The 20,454-nt window shown below is 37.6% G+C and carries 19 protein-coding genes and 1 pseudogene; 3 read left to right on the top strand and 17 right to left on the bottom strand.

Going from position 1 to position 20,454, the window contains the following annotated elements; all coding sequences use genetic code 11:
- Window positions 1–47: 47 nt before the first annotated feature.
- The 6 genes from queA to racE all read right to left on the bottom strand — a co-directional run bounded on the left by queA (window position 48) and on the right by racE (window position 5,144).
- On the bottom strand, window positions 48–1,109 hold the full coding sequence (gene queA, locus LKI_RS08930; RefSeq protein ID WP_013103821.1) for a tRNA preQ1(34) S-adenosylmethionine ribosyltransferase-isomerase QueA: 1,062 nt from the start codon (window positions 1,107–1,109) through the stop codon (window positions 48–50).
- Window positions 1,102–1,962, bottom strand: a complete 861-nt coding sequence (locus tag LKI_RS08925; protein ID WP_013103820.1) for a metallophosphoesterase family protein — start codon at window positions 1,960–1,962, stop codon at window positions 1,102–1,104. The genes queA and LKI_RS08925 overlap by 8 nt, the downstream gene beginning before the upstream one ends.
- Complete coding sequence (gene ruvB, locus LKI_RS08920; protein ID WP_013103819.1) at window positions 1,962–3,020, bottom strand: Holliday junction branch migration DNA helicase RuvB; 1,059 nt, start codon at window positions 3,018–3,020, stop codon at window positions 1,962–1,964. The genes LKI_RS08925 and ruvB overlap by 1 nt, the downstream gene beginning before the upstream one ends.
- A 100-nt stretch (window positions 3,021–3,120) precedes the next feature.
- Window positions 3,121–3,657, bottom strand: coding sequence for a YfcE family phosphodiesterase (locus LKI_RS08915; RefSeq protein WP_041762764.1), 537 nt, complete (start codon window positions 3,655–3,657; stop codon window positions 3,121–3,123).
- Window positions 3,658–3,691: 34 nt separating this feature from the next.
- Window positions 3,692–4,297 carry an XTP/dITP diphosphatase gene (locus tag LKI_RS08910; protein WP_187286377.1) on the bottom strand — a complete coding sequence of 202 codons (606 nt, stop codon included), beginning with the start codon at window positions 4,295–4,297 and terminating at the stop codon, window positions 3,692–3,694.
- Window positions 4,298–4,301: 4 nt separating this feature from the next.
- A complete protein-coding gene (racE, locus tag LKI_RS08905; RefSeq protein ID WP_013103816.1) occupies window positions 4,302–5,144 on the bottom strand; it encodes a glutamate racemase in 843 nt (280 codons plus the stop codon).
- 90 nt (window positions 5,145–5,234) lie between these two features.
- Here racE and LKI_RS08900 point away from each other — a divergent pair, with 90 nt between their 5' ends.
- Window positions 5,235–5,942: a YslB family protein gene (locus LKI_RS08900; RefSeq protein ID WP_013103815.1), complete on the top strand. Its 708-nt coding sequence runs from the start codon at window positions 5,235–5,237 to the stop codon at window positions 5,940–5,942.
- A gap of 61 nt (window positions 5,943–6,003) precedes the next feature.
- Here LKI_RS08900 and dltD read toward each other — a convergent pair.
- The 5 genes and pseudogenes from dltD to LKI_RS10790 form a co-directional block, all read right to left on the bottom strand.
- A pseudogene (dltD, locus tag LKI_RS08895) lies at window positions 6,004–7,288 on the bottom strand (D-alanyl-lipoteichoic acid biosynthesis protein DltD).
- Between the two features lie 5 nt (window positions 7,289–7,293).
- Window positions 7,294–7,530: a D-alanine--poly(phosphoribitol) ligase subunit DltC gene (gene dltC, locus LKI_RS08890; RefSeq protein WP_013103812.1), complete on the bottom strand. Its 237-nt coding sequence runs from the start codon at window positions 7,528–7,530 to the stop codon at window positions 7,294–7,296.
- A gap of 28 nt (window positions 7,531–7,558) precedes the next feature.
- On the bottom strand, window positions 7,559–8,764 hold the full coding sequence (dltB, locus tag LKI_RS08885; RefSeq protein ID WP_013103811.1) for a D-alanyl-lipoteichoic acid biosynthesis protein DltB: 1,206 nt from the start codon (window positions 8,762–8,764) through the stop codon (window positions 7,559–7,561).
- Complete coding sequence (dltA, locus tag LKI_RS08880; protein ID WP_013103810.1) at window positions 8,757–10,289, bottom strand: D-alanine--poly(phosphoribitol) ligase subunit DltA; 1,533 nt, start codon at window positions 10,287–10,289, stop codon at window positions 8,757–8,759. The genes dltB and dltA overlap by 8 nt, the downstream gene beginning before the upstream one ends.
- 15 nt (window positions 10,290–10,304) lie before the next feature.
- Entirely contained in the window at window positions 10,305–10,445 is a 141-nt protein-coding gene (locus LKI_RS10790; protein WP_083774976.1) for a teichoic acid D-Ala incorporation-associated protein DltX, read from the bottom strand.
- A 152-nt stretch (window positions 10,446–10,597) separates the two neighbouring features.
- On the opposite strand from LKI_RS10790, the gene LKI_RS08875 reads away from it, so the two are divergent.
- Entirely contained in the window at window positions 10,598–11,815 is a 1,218-nt protein-coding gene (locus LKI_RS08875) for a PTS sugar transporter subunit IIC (RefSeq protein ID WP_013103809.1), read from the top strand.
- Window positions 11,805–12,632, top strand: coding sequence for an alpha/beta hydrolase (locus LKI_RS08870; RefSeq protein ID WP_013103808.1), 828 nt, complete (start codon window positions 11,805–11,807; stop codon window positions 12,630–12,632). Before LKI_RS08875 ends, LKI_RS08870 begins: the two co-directional genes overlap by 11 nt.
- A gap of 40 nt (window positions 12,633–12,672) precedes the next feature.
- On the opposite strand, the gene LKI_RS08865 is transcribed toward LKI_RS08870, so the two are convergent.
- The 6 genes from LKI_RS08865 to gtfA all read right to left on the bottom strand — a co-directional run bounded on the left by LKI_RS08865 (window position 12,673) and on the right by gtfA (window position 20,400).
- Window positions 12,673–14,040, bottom strand: coding sequence for a DEAD/DEAH box helicase (locus LKI_RS08865; protein WP_013103807.1), 1,368 nt, complete (start codon window positions 14,038–14,040; stop codon window positions 12,673–12,675).
- A 24-nt stretch (window positions 14,041–14,064) separates the two neighbouring features.
- Window positions 14,065–15,057, bottom strand: coding sequence for a DHH family phosphoesterase (locus tag LKI_RS08860; protein ID WP_013103806.1), 993 nt, complete (start codon window positions 15,055–15,057; stop codon window positions 14,065–14,067).
- A 67-nt stretch (window positions 15,058–15,124) separates the two neighbouring features.
- Window positions 15,125–16,210: a DNA polymerase IV gene (gene dinB, locus LKI_RS08855; RefSeq protein WP_013103805.1), complete on the bottom strand. Its 1,086-nt coding sequence runs from the start codon at window positions 16,208–16,210 to the stop codon at window positions 15,125–15,127.
- Between the two features lie 377 nt (window positions 16,211–16,587).
- Window positions 16,588–16,947 carry a 50S ribosomal protein L19 gene (gene rplS / locus LKI_RS08850; protein WP_013103804.1) on the bottom strand — a complete coding sequence of 120 codons (360 nt, stop codon included), beginning with the start codon at window positions 16,945–16,947 and terminating at the stop codon, window positions 16,588–16,590.
- 129 nt (window positions 16,948–17,076) lie between these two features.
- Complete coding sequence (locus LKI_RS08845) at window positions 17,077–18,777, bottom strand: phospho-sugar mutase (RefSeq protein WP_013103803.1); 1,701 nt, start codon at window positions 18,775–18,777, stop codon at window positions 17,077–17,079.
- Between the two features lie 171 nt (window positions 18,778–18,948).
- A complete protein-coding gene (gene gtfA / locus LKI_RS08840) occupies window positions 18,949–20,400 on the bottom strand; it encodes a sucrose phosphorylase (RefSeq protein ID WP_013103802.1) in 1,452 nt (483 codons plus the stop codon).
- Window positions 20,401–20,454: the final 54 nt, after the last annotated feature.

Below are 20,454 nucleotides of genomic sequence, written 5' to 3'. Positions count from 1 at the left end.
TTTCAGTTTATCATAAAAACGTTGAATTGACACGCCATTACTTACTGTTAACGTTTAATAAACATCGCATCTCCAAAGCTAAAGAAACGATATTTGTCATCAACAGCGTGCTGATAAGCATTTAAAATATTATCGCGCCCTGTAAAAGCCGCAACTAACATCACCAAAGTTGATTTAGGAAGATGAAAATTTGTGATAAAAGCATCAACAGTTGTCCAGTGGTAGCCTGGTTTGATAAAAATATCCGTCCAACCAGAATCAGCCTGCAAGTGCCCGTTGAACTTAGACCCAATTGTTTCCAAGGTACGTATAGAAGTCGTACCAGTGGCAATAATACGTCCACCATTAGCATGAACTTGATTCAAAGCATCAGCGGCCTCTTGACTCAACTGGTAGAACTCAGAATGCATTTTATGATCTTCAATATTTTCTTCTTCAACCGGTCTAAACGTTCCCAAGCCAACGTGCAACGTCAATTCAACTGTTTGAACGCCCTTTGCACGAACCTTATCTAGCAGCTCTGGTGTCCAATGTAATCCAGCCGTTGGCGCAGCCGCAGAACCATCAACCTTTGAATAAACAGTTTGATAACGTTCTTGATCTGCTAGTTTTTCTTTAATATAAGGTGGCAGTGGCATTTCACCTAATTTGTCTAATAATTCCATGAAAATGCCATCATAATGAAATTCAATATAGCGACCGCCATGTTCTAGTTCACCAACAACCGTTGCTGTCATGATTGGGTGGTTCATGTCATCACCAAAAACAATTGTTGAACCAATGGGTGATTTTTTTGCTGGTTTAACCAAAGTTTCCCAGACATCACCATGATCTTGGCGTAGCAACAATACTTCAGCATGTCCACCTGTTTCAGGTCGTGCACCATGTAAACGTGCAGGTAGTACACGAGAATTGTTCATCACAATCGCATCCCCTGGATTAACATATGATAAAATGTCATAAAAATGTTTATCCTCATAATCACCACTATCGGCATCTAATACCAATAAGCGTGATGAATCACGTTGTTTTAGTGGCGTCTGTGCAATCAATTCTTCTGGTAAATTATAATCAAAATCTGTTAGTTGGTAGCGTGTTTCTTCAGTCATTTTTTTTACCTTTATCACCGGTCAACCCAGTTGTCTTCTCAAATTCAAACCCGGTCAGGGTTACTTGTTCTTTTTCTGCCTGAGATAATATTTTGTTTTCATTTGGAATGTTAAATTTATCCAAAACATGAGTAAACGTCAAATCATTAGTATTCAGATAATCAACCAACAAAGCTAGTTGATGACGTTGTGTTGCTGTCGGCTTGTTAAGAGTAATGGTTTCATCAAATGCGCGCTCAATGAAACGGTCGTACCGTTTATTATCTGATTCAACCTGATATAACGTGGTAATCTCAGCAAGTCGTTCCGTCAGTAGCGGCGTGAGCTCATCAAAACTGATAGGTACACCAAACGGGCGCGTTTGCATATACGCGGAATCAAGCGATAAGTTAACCATTCCTGGATGCCGGTACTCCGCTTCATGAATATGTCCATGAAGCGATAAGATAGGATATGGCAAATCAATTGCATAATGGCTCAACCAAACATGTATGCCATTGATTTTTAATGCTTTAGCTGTCTCAACAACCGCCACAATATTTGTTTCAGGTGTTTTCAACGCAGCCTTGAGTTGATCCGAATGATCATGGTTGCCCTTGAAAAACACTTTTTGTCCGTTTAAACGTGTCAGCTGTGCAACAAAATCTTGTTTCTTTCGAAACATGCCCAAGTCACCCAAAAAATACACCGTATCCGTATTGTGTACCGTGTTATTCCAAACTTTTTCAAGATAGGTGTCCATATTTTCAATTGTGGGATCAATGCCAAGTTTTTTGAGAGAATCCGCACGAGATTGATCAAAATATAGAATTTTTTCATGATTAAAATGCGTATCTGAAATAATATATTGCATTATAATTCCTTTTGATAAGGTACTTTAAGGTGCTGATACGCCACTTCAGTTACAACACGCCCACGAGGTGTTCGTTGTAAAAAGCCAATCTGTAACAAATAAGGCTCAACCATCGATTCCAAAGTCTCAGCCTCCTCACCAATATTTGCTGCAATAGTGTTTAATCCCACAGGACCACCATTATAATAGTCGATCATGGTTCCTAAAAATTTATGATCTGTTTCATCTAATCCGCGGTTATCAACGCGCAATTTATTTAACGCAATGTCCACAATGCCTTTGTCGATTGCATCTTTCCCTTGTACTTGTGCAAAATCACGTACACGCTTTAATAGGCGATTTGCAATACGCGGTGTGCCACGTGACCTTAAAGCAACTTCATAGGCGCCTTGTGGCTTAATCGGTGCATGAAAAATATCTGCAGACCGCACAACAATTTCTTGTAGTTCTTCTGGTGTATAGTAAGCCATCGAGTTAATGATACCAAAACGATCCCGTAGCGGCTTTGAAAGCATACCTGGCCGTGTCGTCGCACCTATTAACGTGAACGGTGGTAATGGAAAGTGAACTGCTCGAGCCGTAGGTCCCTGACCAACCATAATGTCTACAAAGTAATCTTCCATAGCAGAATACATGATTTCTTCGATATTTGTTGGTAAACGATGAATCTCATCAATAAATAAAATGTCACCTGGCTCTAGTTCATTCAGTAGTGCCACCAAGTCGCCTGGTTTTTCAATGGCTGGTCCAGAAGTTGTTTTGATATGCACAGCCATTTCATTAGCAATAATCATCGCTAATGTTGTTTTACCAAGACCTGGTGGGCCAAAAAGCAAGACATGATCCAACGCTTCTTCACGCTGCTTAGCCGCAGAAATGTAGACATCCAGTTCTTCTTTCAAAGCTGATTGCCCGATATACTCACGCAAAAATTGCGGACGAAGTGATAATTCGTCACGCTGCTCTAACGCATTTGCTTCAGAATCATGTACAAGCTGATCCGTTGGTGTTGTGTCATCATACCATTGATTAAATTGTGGTTCCTGTTGGTCTACCATAAATATCATTTTACCACGTTTAGAACGTTTTCATATCATTTGTCAGTGTGTGATCCCTTATCGTGATTACTTTCGTCTATCACCTGTCATACATGAACGATTACCGTTCAACTGACACTGTCAAATTTTCCAGCAATTGCTGTGCGCGATTGTAAAAATGTACCACATATTGTTTTTCTTCGACGGCTAAAATCGCATATGTGCCACCAATCATTGCACGAGGACCCTTTGGCAAACTGATTGACCCAGGATTAATAAATAACTTATGATGATAACTCACGGCACCCTCAAGGTGTGTATGTCCAAATAAAACAACCTGTGCACCACGACTCTGCGCAGCTTGGTCCATTAACGACAAATTAGCCCAAGTACCCGGAACAGTTGCCTGATACAAATGGCCGTGTGTCTGGAAAAAAGTCGTGCCCGCAACTGTTTCTGTATGTGTTTCAGCGAAATCAGGATCATAATCCATGTTACCTAGCACTGTGTAGACATCAGAAAAGACATCGTCTTGCGCTGATAATTCTGAATCGCCATTATAAAAAATGCCATCAACTTTTGAGCGCCAATGATTAATAATTTGTACTAGAATATCACGATCACCATGCGTATCTGAAATAATTAAAAATTTTGTCATTTGTACATCAACAAGTCGCAACTTTTCATTGGACTCATTCTCCTTTCAACCATTGCGGTAACCGGCGGCCTAATTCTTGTAACGCAAGACCACGATGACTGACCTGATTTTTTTCATCTGCTGTCAACTCAGCAAAGGTTTTTGAAAATTGTGGTACGAAGAAAATTGGATCATAACCAAATCCATTGGATCCCTGTCGTTGTGATGCAATGGTACCATCAATCACACCGCTCACAACTAATTTGTGTTTATTTGGTCCAATCAACACAATAACGCTACTGAATTGTGCCGAACGGTCTGTTACATGCGCCATTTTAGTTAATACTTTATCAATATTGGCCTCATCATCATGGTCACCTGCATAACGTGCAGAATAGACCCCCGGCTCCCCGTTTAGTGCATTTATTGATAAGCCAGAATCATCAGCTAAAATATAATCATATGGTGCAATTTGTGCAATTGTTGTCACCTTTTTTGTCGCATTTTCTTCAAATGTTGTACCATCCTCAATCATTTCGGGGACATCACTTCCTAAATCACGCAAAGGTATGACCGATAAATCAACATTGCTTGTTTTTAAAATTGCTTCTAACTCTGTTATTTTGTGGGCATTATTACTTGCCAAAATTAGTCGTGGCATCATTTTACTCCTCCAGATGTTGTTGGGTACCTGCATCAACAATTTTTAATTGACGAACATCCAACGTTTTTTCTCGTTCCAACCAATCCGTTGCAATGGCTTTAAACAACACTGGATCACCAGTTGTATAATAGACATCATCATTATGGTCATGTTTGCTAACTGTCGATAAATGAGATTGCGCCAGACAATCTTGAATGACTTGCACTGTTTCTTGCCCAGAATCAATTAGCGTCACATTCTCACCAATTGCCGATTTAATAAAAGGTGTCAACAATGGAAAATGCGTACATCCCAAAATTAACGTATCGATTTTGGCTGCTTTTAAGGTAGCTAAATGACTATTGACAAGTTTTCGTGCTTCATCACTATGGTATTTGTTTAATTCAACAGTTTGAACAAATTCAGGTTCTGCTTGTGAGACAACAGTTATTTGGCTGTTATAATGGTGTAATTGTACATCATATGCTTCAGATGTTACTGTGCCCTGTGTCGCAATAACGCCGATTTTTTTATTTTTTGTCGCTAATTGTGCCGCTTTCGCACCTGGTTGAATCACACCAATAACTGGAATCGATAACTGATCTTGAAGTACTGATAAGGCCCGGGCAGTTGCCGTGTTACAGGCAATAACCAGTAATTTTATATGCTTCTCATTCACCAAAAAATTAGCCATTTGGAGTGTGTAAGCAATCACCTCATCAGTCGTTCGTGGGCCATATGGCATACGTGCTGTATCGCCAATAAAGATAAATTGTTCGTTAGGTAGTTGCTTCTGTGCAGCCTTAATTACGGTTAATCCGCCAACACCAGAATCAACCATCCCGATTGGATTATTTTTATTCATATCTATAATTATGACTGGAAAAATTAAGAATGCAAGTTTTACAGGCTAAAAATTTGGTATAATAAAAGTCTGAAAGGTTTATATAAACTTATGAATATCAATGATTATGATAAAATTTTACAAACAAATTTTCAAGTTAACAGTTTCGCCCTATCACTTCTACGTGATGGTCTCTTAAAAAACCTATTACAAGAAGATTATCCGCACATTCTTTACTGGGCAGGAAAAGAAATTGCGCGACAATTTCCAACTGATACACTAAGTTCAGTGACTGATTTTTTCGATCATGCTGGTTTTGGTCACTTGGAAATTGCCTCACAAGACAGTAAAAATCAACGTTGGTACCTCACTGGTGACTTAGTACAACAACGTTTGTCTCTTGATAGAACTGCTGATTTCAGTTTAGAGGCTGGCTTTTTAGCACAACAACTTGAGGTACAAACTGGTGCAATTGCTGAAGCCACTTTTAATTTAATGAAAAAAAATGTTGGGGTAAGTTTTGACGTTGTCACTGATTTAAATGAAACTGTTGATGTTTCTGATCTCAAACAACGTGTTGCTGCACGTGAAACCTTTCTAAAACAAACTCACGAAACAGTTGAGCATGCTAAAATTGTTGACGTGCGTGATGATGACGCGATTTCTCGTGAACAATCTATCACGGATTCACTCTTAGCCTTTAATTTTGACGACATTAGCCTACCGCCAGAAGAACAAACTAGTTTAAGTGCTATGTCTGGTGATGACGCAATTGATCCGTTCAATTTCCCCACAACATCAAATAAAGATGAACAATAGCCCCCTTTCATCAAAAAAACACCGATTATCGTGAACTTCAATCGACGATAATCGGTGTTTTTTATTTGAATTGTGCTAAATTATCAGTTGTTGGCATTAAATTCTGCCAATCTTCTGACAAGTAGTTATTATTAATATGATAGTTTGTTGGCTGATAACCCTGAGTTAAAAACGGCTTAATATGTTGATCTGCTGCAACCCAACCATTCCAACCAAGATGAATCGTATCTTGCATGAAGTAATTTTGATTACCTTGATGTGACAAATCAGCAATATGATTAAAACCTTGCGAGGTTAACTGCTTTTTAACTTTGTCAACACTTTGGTAATACATTTCTTTTTTTAGACCTGTGTAGTTTGCCCAACGCTGATTAACAGGTTGGATAATAAACAGAACATCCGTATGTTGTTTTGCAAATTTCTGCTAAAACAGCTTGAAAATCTGCGTACTCATCTGATTGACGATAATCGAAATCTCTCTGAGATCCTGCCAACTGCTTTAAACGTAGCTTGACACGGTAACTGTAAAACGAATTTTTAATTTGGAATCGATTATTGGATGTTTGCTTTTTACCAACGCTTGTTGCCTGTCGTGTTAATTCATTATTATCATCTTGCTCTGGCAATTTTTTCAAAGCTGGTTCAACACGTTTTGACCAATTTGAACTTTTTGAAAAGCTTGAAAATAACTGATCTTCACGTAACAACATGCGATGACGAACAGCCAACACTTTTCGATCAGTTTTTGATAATGGTTTATTATGACTAATTTTAGTAATCATTTTTGCATAAAGTTCATTATCTTTTATCTGACTTTGTTGCAATAATCGACGTGCCATAAAGCGATCTGTCGGTGTAATTTTTTTAATATGTCGTAGCCAATCCGCCGTCTGCAAAGGTGAATAGAACTCTGGAAATGATAATTTTGAATCTTTCTTGGTAAACCATTGCTGTGAAACTATGAATACAGCTTGCTTTTTGTGCAGTGCTGGTGTCATTTCTTGCATACTAAGGTAATGCGTTAATGATTCTGTACCTGCTTGACCAAGTAAAAATGGTTGATAATTCCGATGATATTTTTCAGCCAATATGGCAGGATGCATACTATCTAAACGTAATAACTCGCTAGAACCAAAAAACGGCACATAGCGCTTAGAGTGATCATTGAACGCTGCTGTTTTAACAGCCTCCCCTTTGAAAACATTTTTTGAAAAAGATACAGACGCTTCACGCACATCTTTCTTTGTGATGTGATTTAAAGAAAACGGTGCTAAAAATAATGCACCAACCAGGATAAAAGCGACCAATACTGGTCCAAAAATCCACCATAACCCCCGTTTTTTCATGGTGCTTACCCGATCAAAGATTCAACTTTGGCAACCACTTTATTCGGTGTATTCCACTCTTCACGATTAAATTCTGACACAGGTGCTTGAATATCAAATTTAGTTTCAAGATCAAGCAACAACTCAACTGTTGCCATAGAATCTAGCAAGCCGCTTTCAAAAAAATCATCATCCATTTGATCTGAAATATCTTCACCAATGATTGTATTTAAAATATCTACTACTTCTTCTTTAACTGCCATGTTTATTTCCTCTTTCTTTTATAAGTTGTTACTTAAACCATAGTGTATCCAAAAATCCGCTGAACAACAAGAAACTGACCATAACAACGTTAAATGTTATAAAGATTGCAAGTGCTTCTGTAAACTTGTTATGTGGGACATGATGTTTCTTTTTATAACGCAGCCAGGCATCATTAATCGCCATACCAACACCATGGAATAAGCCATAAGCAATATAATACCAATGTAATCCATGCCAGAATCCCATGATGAGCATGTTTGCAATATAAGCAACATTCGATGTTGTCACGCGATTTTTAATCCACTTCTTTTTCATGATTAAAAATACTAATCTCATAAAAATATAGTCTCGGAACCAAAATGATAATGAGATATGCCAACGATTCCAAAAGTCTTTCAGGTTTTTGGATAAGAATGGTTTGTTAAAGTTCATTGGTAACTCAACGCCCATCACATAACTTGTTGCAACAGCAAATAATGAATAACCAGCAAAATCAAAAAACAAATTAAAGCCATATGTATACATGACTGGTACAAGCCACCAAGTCCAACCATGATGAACGCTGGCTGATAAAGTAGCTAAACTCTCCACCTGGGGTAGCAGCACTGTTCCCAAGATATACGATATAACGAACTTGTACAAGAACCCAAGAAAAAAATACCATACTGCTTTTTCTAGCATCCCAGTATATTTTTGACGATCTGGCACTGTTGTTATATCTTTAACAAAACGCCGATAACGATCAATTGGTCCTGATGATATTGTAGGCATGAAAAGCATAAAACGCAAGAATAACCAAGGGTTAAATTCTTTAATTGATCCATCCCGTGTTTCCAGTATCATTGCCACTGAACGGAATGTCAAGTAAGAGATACCCAGAAATCCTAGTAACGAGGTCACATGCGTCCAATTTGCGACCGGTGCTACTTTAACTAATATCAGCGGTAAAATTGATAAAAAAGTTGCAATGTAAAAAACAACTGTACCATTTGCCTTTTTTCGGTAAAGCGTGTAAGCCCAGACAAGCAACCATTGCCAAATCATATAACCAACAAGTGCAAATCCCTCATGATATTTTTCACCATCAAACATCAGAAAGATAAAAACTAATGACACAACAACTTCATACCAATTTAATCGCTTACCAAAGTATAATCCAATAGCAATTGGTAATAAGGCTAGTAGCAAAATCACAAAATACTTTGGATCCGCGTAAGGCTGTAAATTAAGCATGACCATTTACCTCTGAAATCAATCCTTTAAGATCAATCTTACCATTAGCGGTCAGTGGCAACGCATCTCTGTACATAAACCTACTTGGTATCATATAAGGCATCATAATGTTTTGAAGATCAGCTTTAATTGCATTTGTTAATAAAATCGGCTTCTCAAAGTGATTACTTTTAGCTACTAGAATGGCTATCAGTTGCTTTACCTTACCATCAGCATCATACCTTGGTACAGCAACTGCTTGGTCAACCCATTGGCTTTGTTGCAATTGTTGGGCAACCTCTTCTAGTTCAATACGGAATCCGTGTAATTTGATTTGGAAATCGCTGCGTCCTTTATAGTGCAATAAACCACCAGCATCACGTAAAGCTAAATCGCCTGTTTTATAAGCATTTTGCCCGTTAACTATTGTAAAAGCTGCTGCTGTTTTCTCAGGATTGTTTAAATAACCTTTGGATACAGACGGACCAGCAATCACAATTTCACCCGCTTGACCATCAGCTACGACAATACCATCAGCATCTTGTATAATGATTTCAGTATCCGATTTCACAAAGCCAATAGGCATTTTGTCGTTATTTGCAATAGTTTCTTTCGTAATAGGCAACCCAGTCACTGCAACAGTCGCCTCTGTTGGACCATAAGTATTATAGATTTTTGCTTCTGGAAAACGATCAATCAGTTTTTGCGCTGTTGTTGTCGTCAAAACTTCGCCACAAAAGAAAAAAGCATTCAAAGCAGGAAGATTTTCTTGCGTAAATTCTGGATCAAGTAGCGCCACATCGGCAAAAGATGGTGTCGATACCCACTTATTCAAGTGGAGGCCAGGTAATGTTTTAAATAAGGTTTTAAAATCATCAGCAGCCGCTTTTGGTAATGCTTTTAATGTCCCTTGTGATAATAGCGTTGGTACCCAATCCATCACTGACAAGTCAAACGAATAAGGTGGTTGTGACAAAACATTGTTGCCTAATCCCCAGCCAAAGTCTTCGCCCAACATCCAATTAGCAAAACTCAAGAGATTATTATGCGAAATTTGCACACCTTTTGGTTTACCTGTTGTTCCAGATGTAAAGATAATATAGAAATTATCATCCCCACGAACTGGTTTTGTCATATCAAAATCAGATGGTGTGTTAAAAATGCCATCAAGTTGTGTCCGGTCAATGACTGGCACTTGCGTAATTTCAATTGGCAAATCATCTACGGCAATCACTAAAGCCGGCTTACCAATTTCAATAATGTCAGTCAAGCGCTCAGATGCTGAATTAACATCAACTGGTATATAGGCGTGCCCTGATTTAGCACTACCTAAGAAGCTAACAATCATTTCGACTTGTTGCCCACCATAAACCATGATTGGTGCTTTATCAGTAATTTGTGCCTGTGTTATAAAAGCGGCTAGACGATCCGATGCCGTTTTGAGCTGTGCATAAGTTTGTGTTTTTCCCAATTCATCATAAGCAACTGTGTCACCTTGTCTTTGACCAATTGTGTCGATTGCTTCTATGATATTTTCAATAGTCATGTTAATTTCCCTAAGTTAAAATTCATTATAAATAAAGTGCCCTTCGCCCACGCCTGAATAGCTGTAAAGATAAATGAGCGCTAGCAAGATAACAAAATAAAATAGCGCCCGACTAATAAAATTGATTATCGGCCGCTGAAAAAATTGCTTAATCACTTCATGTCCCCCCCATATCTATGATTTCATGTATAATCAAAATAGTAATTATATCATACTAATATCGAGAATAATTGTATTTATTATATCACACATGTTTTATATTGTAACATATTATTAACTTATAAAAAACACAAATTTATGGAGCCGCCATGTTTAATTATTTAATCAATACCACTCAACGTTGGGATGAGGTTTTATATCGCAAACCCACTATGCAAGCAATTATTATTGCAATAAAACAATCTGTACCAATTTTGGCTATTGATATTTATTGGCGCCTAATCATGAAGATAGCCATATCTCCAGATGCTTTATTAGCCAACCTCTTTGATCAATATCCTATCTTACCTGACAACGTTATCGACATTTCAAGACATATTTCAGCACTACTCGATGCGACTGTTATTCTCATTTTTATTGCCGGTTTAACCCACCAATATCTTAAAGAAAAAAGCATTCAGAATACGACACTCCCAGTTTTAACTAATTTGATTATAACTTATTTGCTTTTATTTAATAAAAACCAACTAGTACCTTATAATACTGTCCCATATCTTCTCATAACAGTAATCACGATTCTCACTTGTCAGACTTATTTGTGGTATTATAACCGCAATAGTCCAGCACTGTCTCATTATGCTTTAAGATATTTATTTTGGTCATTCATCTGTATTATTATATTTGGCAAGTTACTTCATATCGTTCTCCAATTACCACGATTACAATCATTTTCATCAACGATTTTATCTCAATCCTTTTTTACAACGTTTCTAGGTTTACTACTCGTATCCTTTTTTTCTCCAATTTTGTTTATCATGGGGTTACCGCTGCCACTAGAATTTACGAATAACCAAACAACACTGAACACGGTTGTTGCAAATCTCGATACAATGCTTACCCATGGGTTAACAACACTACCTTTCCCAGAAAATCTATATAGCGTCTATGGCTCATTTACATTACTTGGTGGCATCGGGAACACCTTAGCGCTGAATGTTTTATTACTTTTTGCAGCATCAAAAAGCATCAGACGCTTGGGTCTGTTGGCTTGGATTCCAAGCTTGTTTGATAATAATTGCTTGCTTTTTTCAGGTATGCCATTATTTATGAGACCTCTCATGCTTGTACCTATGCTTATGACCAATATTATCAGTATGCTCATTAGTTACACAGCTATTGCATGTCATTTCATACACCCTAGCGTTTATATCACACCAAGTAATTTACCTAATATACTTTTACCAACGCTTGCCAGTCCAACCCCAATCCGATCAACTCTTGTCACGATTCTTATTTTCTGCGTCTCTTTACTTATTTATCGGCCATTTTTGTCACGTCTTATACTAGAGGTTTCTCATGAAAAATAAAATCATTTTAAGTTTGAGTGTTATACTCATGATACTATTGGGACTTTACAGTCACCATTGGGTTGCACAAACAAGTACAAATCAAGCTAAAATTCAAAATTCTCGTATGACGCCAGTCATTTTCATTCCTGGTTCTAGTGCAACAATTAATCGATTTGATAATTTATTAACAACAATTAACACATCCGGACCAACACATAGTATTTTAAAAGTTCAAGTTAATACTGATGGTAAGTTAGTTTACAGCGGAAGTATTAATAATAATGATCGACAACCTTTCATTGTTATAGGTTTTCAAAATAATGAAGATGGTTATAACAATATCAAAAAACAGACCCAGTGGTTAACCAGTGCGCTTTATTCTCTACAAGAACGTTATCATTTTCGCACGTTTGCCGCAATTGGTCATTCAAATGGTGGTTTAATTTGGACAGATTTTTTTGAAAATTATTATGATAGTGACAGTTTCTCAGTCCCAACACTCATGACGTTAGGCACACCTTTTAATTTTTCTGAGTCCTCTTTACAACGACGTACTGAGATGTTAAAGGACTTCATTCAAAATAACAAAAAATTACCAACTAATTTATCAATGTACTCCATTGCAGGAACTGAAGATTACTCTGACGACGGTATTGTCCCCATTCAAAGTGTCATTGCCGGAAGATATATTTATCAGAAGCAAATAAAAGATTATACTCAAATTACTGTTTCTGGAGATAATGCGCAGCATTCAAATTTGCCAGATAACCCTGAAGTTGTCAAGCTCATTCAAACAAACATCATTAAGCCTCTATCACAAACTGGCAGGCGTTAAAAAAACACGTGGTTCACAGATCTGTGAACCACGTGTTTTTTTATTGATTATCACCACGTTTTTTATTTTCTTTGCGTATTGCACGCATATCTTCTCGTTTTGAAATCCGTCGATCCATTTGATCCTTACGCTGAAGTGCCTTTTTGATACGACGTTTATAGCCTGGCTTCACAATTTTCTTCTTCTTTTTAACCATACCTACCATTGTCGGATCAAGTTTCCGAGTCGTCGCTACACGTTGTTTACGAGCACGCCGATCCTTAATATCTACAATTTCGTTATCTTTAATCTGCTTAGCTTTAAAATTAATACCCAAAGCTTCTAATTCTTCAACTTCATTTTCTTCATCTGGACCATACAGTGTAATCGCCAGACCAGGTAACCCATTACGGCCTGTTCGGCCAACACGATGGACAAAAAACTCTAATTCTTCTGGAATATCATCATTAATTACATGTGATACACCAGTAATATCAATACCTCGAGCTGCTAAATCAGTTGCCACAACATATTGATATTCCAAATTCTGAATAGCTTTCATCACACGACGTCGTTCTCGTGGTTCAATATCACCATGAATTTCTGCAACTTTTAAACCGCGACCACGTAGGTTAGAAACAATTTCTTTTGCTCTATCTTTTGTATTAGCAAAAACTAAGGCTAAATAAGGGTTCCCTATTGTTAATACTTGATAGATCACATCGTTTTTATCTTTAGATTTCGTTGCTAACAACCAGTTATCAATTGTATCCGCAATGACCGTTGATACAGGAATTGCTTCAAATTGTGGATTATCTAAATATTTTTTTAGAAATGGTTTCAATTTTTCGGGCATCGTGGCACTAAAGACTAGGGTTTGCAAATTTGCTGGCATCACACCAGCAATAAAATCTACTTCGTTCAAGAATCCCATGTCTAACGTCATATCAGCTTCATCAACGACAAAAGTCTTTACGGCGTGCAATTTTAGAGCACCCGAAGCAACTAGATCTTTAATACGACCCGGTGTACCAATCACAATTTGTGGTTGCCCTTTTTCAAGCTGCTTAATTTGACGTAATTTATCGGTCCCGCCTACAAATTCAGAAATAATAGCATCTTGATGCCACTGTTCTGAAAAATCTTTGGCTGCTTTTGTAATTTGTGCAGCTAATTCACGTGATGGCGTTGTTATAACAGCTTGAGCATATGCTTTGTTTTGTTCTAATTGATTAAATATCGGAATCAAAAAAGTGTGTGTTTTTCCTGATCCAGTTTGTGATTGTCCAACAACATCATTACCCTTCAGAATACTAGGGATAAGTTTTGCCTGAACAGGCGTTGGCTTTGTAAAGCCAATGGCTGTCAAAGCGGTAATAATTTCAGGACTTAAATTAAATTGTCCAAATTGGTTTGCAATTTCTGCCATCAATTTTCTCTACTTTCAATGAGCTCAATTATTTTTTGAGCTGGTTTCTTTGCTATCATACTGCGTAATCAATGCCTCATCCACTGTTTTGATTAAACGGTCAACATCATGTGAGGTTTGTGCCCAAGCACCAGAAGCCATTGGGTGTCCACCACCCTCAAATTGGTTCGCTATTTTATTAATGGTAATCGTCCGCGAACGTAACCGAACACGGTAATTTCCCTCGTCTTGTTCCTCAAAAATGGCCCAAGCTTTGACTTTATCAATTTTAGCCGGTAACGGAACGACAAATGCTGTCCCTGATTCACGCAAATCAAATTGTTGGACTAGCGCCTTAGTTAGTATAAGATAAGCAAATCCAGAAGGCAAAATTGTAAGGTTTTGTAAGACATAGCCGGATAGTTTGGCAGCACTTTCAGAAATGGTTTCCATGCTATGGTGAACAGCTTCATAATCAAAATGATACCCAAACAGTTCCGAAACAACACGGAAAGTTTCCTGATCCATACTATACATAAACCGACCAGTATCGCCAACAATGCCAATGTACAATAAACGTGCTGCCTTATCTGTCATAACAAGCCCTTGATCCTTGAGTGCTTCATAAAACTCGAAAATCATGGTGCTTGTTGCGGAGTGACCTTCCTTAACCCACTGCCAATCACCATAAGGATCATCATTAGGATGATGGTCAATCTTAATTGTTTCCAATCCATTAGACCATCGTTGGTCGTCAATACGTGGCGCATTTGCCGTATCTACCATAATAACTAAGGCATTACGGTATGTTTTATCAGGAATGTCATCCATGAACGAACTATCTTCGCTCATCCATGCTAACCCTGGAACTGCTTTACCAACGGCATAAATACGTTTTTCTGGAAAACTTGCCTCTAATATAGCCTTTAATCCTAGTTGTGATCCGAATGCATCTGGATCTGGTCTTTGGTGACGATGAATAATAATTGTGTCATATCGTTTAATTTGTTCAAATAGTTGCACTTCAATTGTTGCCATAATTTTGTCTTTCTCATTTCGTGTCTCGGCACGTCGACGCAGTATGCCTCTATCTAGTATATCACGTTTAAAACAGCGTCATTTCCTCAAATGCACTTGATTGTAAATTACTCATTGACATACCTAATAGTCGAATTGAAAAAGGCGCCTCTATTAGTTCATCAAATATAACTTGTGCATTTTGGACAAATGCCTCTTCTGAGAGTGGCCAGGGTTTTTCATGAGTCGTCGCTCGTGTCGTGGTCACAAAATTAGCATCACGTATTTTAATATTAAGTGTTCGACCAACAAGATGACGTGTACGCATGGTTTTAATCATGCTCACAGCCAGCTTTTTAAATTCTTCTTGTATATCAAATTCTCGATGTAACATCTGATCAAATGTTTCTTCTTTGCCAATTGACTGCTGCTGACGTTGCCATTTTACTTCGCCAAAATGAACACCACGTGCCTGCCAATAAAGATTTTCACCCATTTTACCAAATAACCCGCGTAATTTCTCATAAGACATAACTCGTAATTGCGCCCCATTTTCAATATCTAAAGCTTCGAATTTTTCACGTGTTTTTTTACCAACACCCCTAAATTCACCAATACTTAATTCATCAAGAAATAACAACATATTTTCTGGCGTTATCACAGTGACACCATTTGGTTTATTAAACTCGGAACCTAACTTTGCCAACAGTTTATTGTGGGATACGCCAATCGAACTTGTTAATCGCGTTGCCCTTAATATTTCATGTCGAATCTCAGCTGCTATTTGCGCGCTTGGCTGATTTAAATCTGTTATATCCAGATAAGCTTCATCAAAGGCTACAGGTTCAACTTTATCTGTAAAATTATGGAAAATCTCATGAATTTGTTGAGATACAATTTTATATTTACTAAAATTGGGCGTCAAAAACACCCCATTAGGTGCCAAACGCTTGGCTTCAGCTGCACGCATTGCGGAATGAATACCAAGATTTCTGGCAATATAGTTAGCTGTCGCCACGACGCCGTGACCGCCGGTCTCTTCCGGATCACGTGATATAATCAACGCCTTGGTTCGTAATTCAGGATTATCACGCATTTCAACTTGCGCATAAAAAGCATCAAGATCCACATGTAAAATTTTACGTGCATCATTAGCAATTAAAAAATCAGTCATACTTATATTTTATCACAAAAAGAACACTTGTTCGTCTTTTAACCAGTAATAAGTCTTGCTTTATTTGAATTAAACGAACTGCATATAAAAACCCCCTGACCGAAGAGGGCAATGGTCAGGGGGCTAGTTGTTAACCATAAAGTTAACAACTCAATCAATCAGTAATTGGGGGGCTGATTGAAACATTACTAGGGGAGTAATGAAACTCAAATATTATTCGAGTATGTATTAAGTATAACCCCTCGAGAGCGTTTTTTTATATCGTAATCTTTGCTGTTTTATTACGTAAATATTACAAGAAAAAATATTTAATTTTATCTTATTCATATACTGTAATCAGACAAAAACACACCCCTGAGGATGTGTTTTTAAATAAATTAAACGTCGCGACGGCGTTCCTTGATACGAGCTGCTTTTCCTTGCAAAGCACGCAAGTAGTACAACTTGGCACGACGAACGGCACCAAAACGTGTAACTTCAATTTTATCAACACGTGGTGAGTGTAATGGGAAAGTACGTTCCACACCAACACCAGATGAAATCTTACGCACTGTATATGTTGCTTGGATACCAGTACCCTTACGCTTGATAACAACACCTTCGAACAATTGAATACGTTCGCGTGTGCCTTCAACAATCTTAGCAAAGACCTTGACTGTATCACCAGCACGGAATTCAGGGATATCAGAACGTAATTGTGCTGATGTAATGTTTTCTAAAATACTATTTTGACGCATTGGTCATTCTCCTAGTCGACAATCTTACACTCGCCCTTAGACTAAACGCACAGCGGATTATCGTTAATATGGCTTTTAAGCCTTCATACATTATAACAAATTATCTTTTTATTGTCTATTATTGACATATTACTTTGTGTAAGTCATTAAATCTTCTGATATCACATCAATTTTAGCTTGAGATTCCGACTGTGACCCTGATTCTACACCAATATAAAACTTCAATTTAGGTTCAGTTCCTGAAGGACGTACTGCAACCCATGAACCATCTTCAAGCCAATACTTCAAAACATTAGCCTTTGGTTGTGGTAATGTTGTCACTTGACCCGCAATTGTCGTTTGTGTTGCTGTCGAAAAGTCTTGTGTTCGGATAACCTTTAAACCACCGATTGTGACCGGTTGATGATCTCTAAACTTAGCAATAATGGCTGCCATCTCATCGCCACCATGAATACCTGGGAAGTCCAAACTAATGGTCTTTTCTTCAAAATAACCAAACTTTTCAAATAAATCTTGTAAGCCATCCGCAAAAGTCTTACCTTGTGATTTGTAATAAGCAGCTACTTCCGCAAATAGAACCAACGCTTGGATGGCATCCTTATCATGTGAAAATGGTTTGACAAGATAACCAAAACTTTCTTCAAAGCCAAACAAGAAGGTCTGTTCTTTGGTTGCTTCATACTGATCAATTGTTGCTGCAATGTATTTAAATCCGGTCAAAACATCTGCAGTAATCACGCCAAAACTGTCAGCCACTTTTGAAGCAAAACGTGAGGATACAATAGACGTAACAATTGCCCCATTTTCAGGTAATGTATTTGTATTTTTCTTAGCTGTCAACAAATAGTTAACTAAAACAGCAGCAATTTGATTGCCTGTTAAGACCTGAAAACTACCATCTGCCAATTTAACTGCAGCACCCATACGATCAGCATCTGGATCAGTTGCAACGACGGCATCAGCACCATCTTTTTTAGCATAGGCAATCGCCATTTCTAATGCAGCAGCATCTTCAGGATTAGGCTTTTTCACAGTTGGAAAATCACCATCGATAACAGCCTGTTCCTTGACGATAGAATAGTTCGTAAATCCAGCTTGTTGTAACGCTTTTTCACCAATATATTGTCCGGTCCCATGTAATGGTGAGTAGACAAATTTTAATGATGCACCTTCTTTAGCAACTAAATCTTTATCAACTGTAACTGTCGCAATATTCTTGAGATATTTATCATCAATATCTGAATCAATCACTTGAACGTATTCATTAGTCGTATCTAAGGCGATATTGAATATGTCTTTAATTTGTTCTAGTTCCGCAACAACGATATCAACCGCCTCCGGCACCATTTGACCACCGTCTTCACCATAGACCTTATAGCCGTTATATTCTTTAGGATTATGCGATGCCGTGATCATAATTCCTGCAAATGCCCCTAACTCACGAACCGCAAATGACAATTCAGGCGTTGGACGCAAACTACTGAACAAATATGATTTAATATGATGTGCTGATAACACCTGCGCAGCATCTGATGCAAATTCAGGTGAAAAATGACGTGAATCAAAGCTGATAGCAACACCACGTTTCTTTGCTGATGCACCTTGGGCATCAATGTATCTTGCCAATGCTTCGGTTACTTGACGTACCGTAAAGATATTCATACGGTTTGTTCCTGCACCTAAAACGCCACGCATGCCGGCAGTACCAAAGCTCAAATTTTGATAAAAGGCATCTTCTTGTTGATCCGGTGTGTATTCAGATAGATTCTTTTCCAAGTAGTCAGGCAATGTAGCTGCTTGCCATTGTGCTAAACTTTTTTGATAGCTCATGTTTTTCTCCTATATTTTATAAGTTCATTATAACAAACTTTAATTCTTTGCAAACAGATAAGTTAAGTATCATATTTACAAGGCTGTTAATTTCGTATCATTTTAAAAATACAGCGTAATCATTAATTTATCCTAGCAAAAAAGCGCCTAGGCGCTTTTTGAATATGACAATTACTTTGTCGTAAATATTTCTTTACCATTTTCAGTTACAGTAAAGTTTTTAGTTGCAAAGTTAGCATCCAATACAGCGACTGTCTTACCATCTGCTGATGAACGTGTTACTGTTAATTCATTTTCACCATCATTAACAACTTCAATTTTACCTTCTAAATCAAAGGCAGCGCTTGTATTGCGGAAGCGTAGCAAATCAAACAAGTTTGAAACTACTGGTCGCTTTGTTGTTTCAGCAATTTCAGCCAAATCATAATAATGGCGGTTAATGTTACGACCTTCTTTTGAGCTTTCCAAAAGTTCGATATCATTTTCACCAGCAAGCAAACCAACATAATAAATTTGTGGAATACCAGGCGCAAAGATTTGTGTGGCACGTGCTAATAAGTAAGCTGCGTCGTTGTTACCCAATGCTGAATAGTAAGTTGTGTTAATTTGATAAATATCCAAGTTGTTGTAAGCAGCTGAAGAGAATATCTTCTTAACATTTGCCCCAACCTTATACATTTCTTCAGTTGTGAAATCTGTTTCTTCTTGAGTCAACAAATCTTTTGCATCAACAACGCCAATACCGTCATGCGTATCCAATGTTGTGAATTGCTTCATTGGACTTTGACGTAGCCAATCAGCAATACGGTTTGTCTTACCTGAGTATAGTGAATACAATGTCAATAATGGTAATGCAAAGTCGTATGAATACATGTCATGATCAGTAATTTTACGAACAATTTTGTAGTGTTCATGAATTTCAGGTAATACTTCTGAACCTTCTGCGGCCAAAATTTCACGTACTTCATCTAAAATAGCCCAAATTTCAGGTTCAACGAAGAAATCATTTGTGTCTAACTTTTTAATAGCATATGCGAAGGCATCCAAACGAATAACAGAAGCACCATGATGAGCCAAATTAACCAATGAATCTTTAATAAACTTCTTTGTTACTTCTTTAGTAACATCCAAATCCATTTGTTGATCACCAAATGTGTTCCAAACTTGGTCAGTTGTACCGTCAGCAAATGTCACAGGAGCAAACGGTGCCTTATCCTTACGCTTGTAGATCATATCAATATCTGCATCTGTTGGACGGTTTTCTGGCCAAAATTCTGAATACTTCAAGAACATATCATAATATTCTGACTCTTCCTTCTTTTCCAAAAAGTCTTGGAAGTACTTTGATTGTGGTGAAATATGGTTCAACATAAAATCAAACATTAAGTAATACTTATCTGCTAATTTTTCAACATCAGACCAGTCACCAAACTTTGGATCTACTGTTTCGTATTCTTCAGGTGCAAAGCCACGATCGCCAGTTGATGGGAAAAATGGTAAGACGTGAACGCCACCCACGACACCATCAAGTTCGTTAGTCAATACTTGATTAAGTTCCTTTAAGTTCTTTCCAAGTGAGTCAGCATATGTGATAAGCATTGCTTCGTTTGTCAGTTTTTTCATGGTTTCCGTTCTCCTTGTGTAAACATTGTGCATACTATCATAGAATTTTGGTTA

The sequence above is a fragment of the Leuconostoc kimchii IMSNU 11154 genome, assembly GCF_000092505.1.
Classification (GTDB): Bacteria; Bacillota; Bacilli; order Lactobacillales; family Lactobacillaceae; genus Leuconostoc; species Leuconostoc kimchii.
Note: the sequence above shows the minus strand (reverse complement) of the source record. Positions and strands in the feature narration are given on the sequence as shown.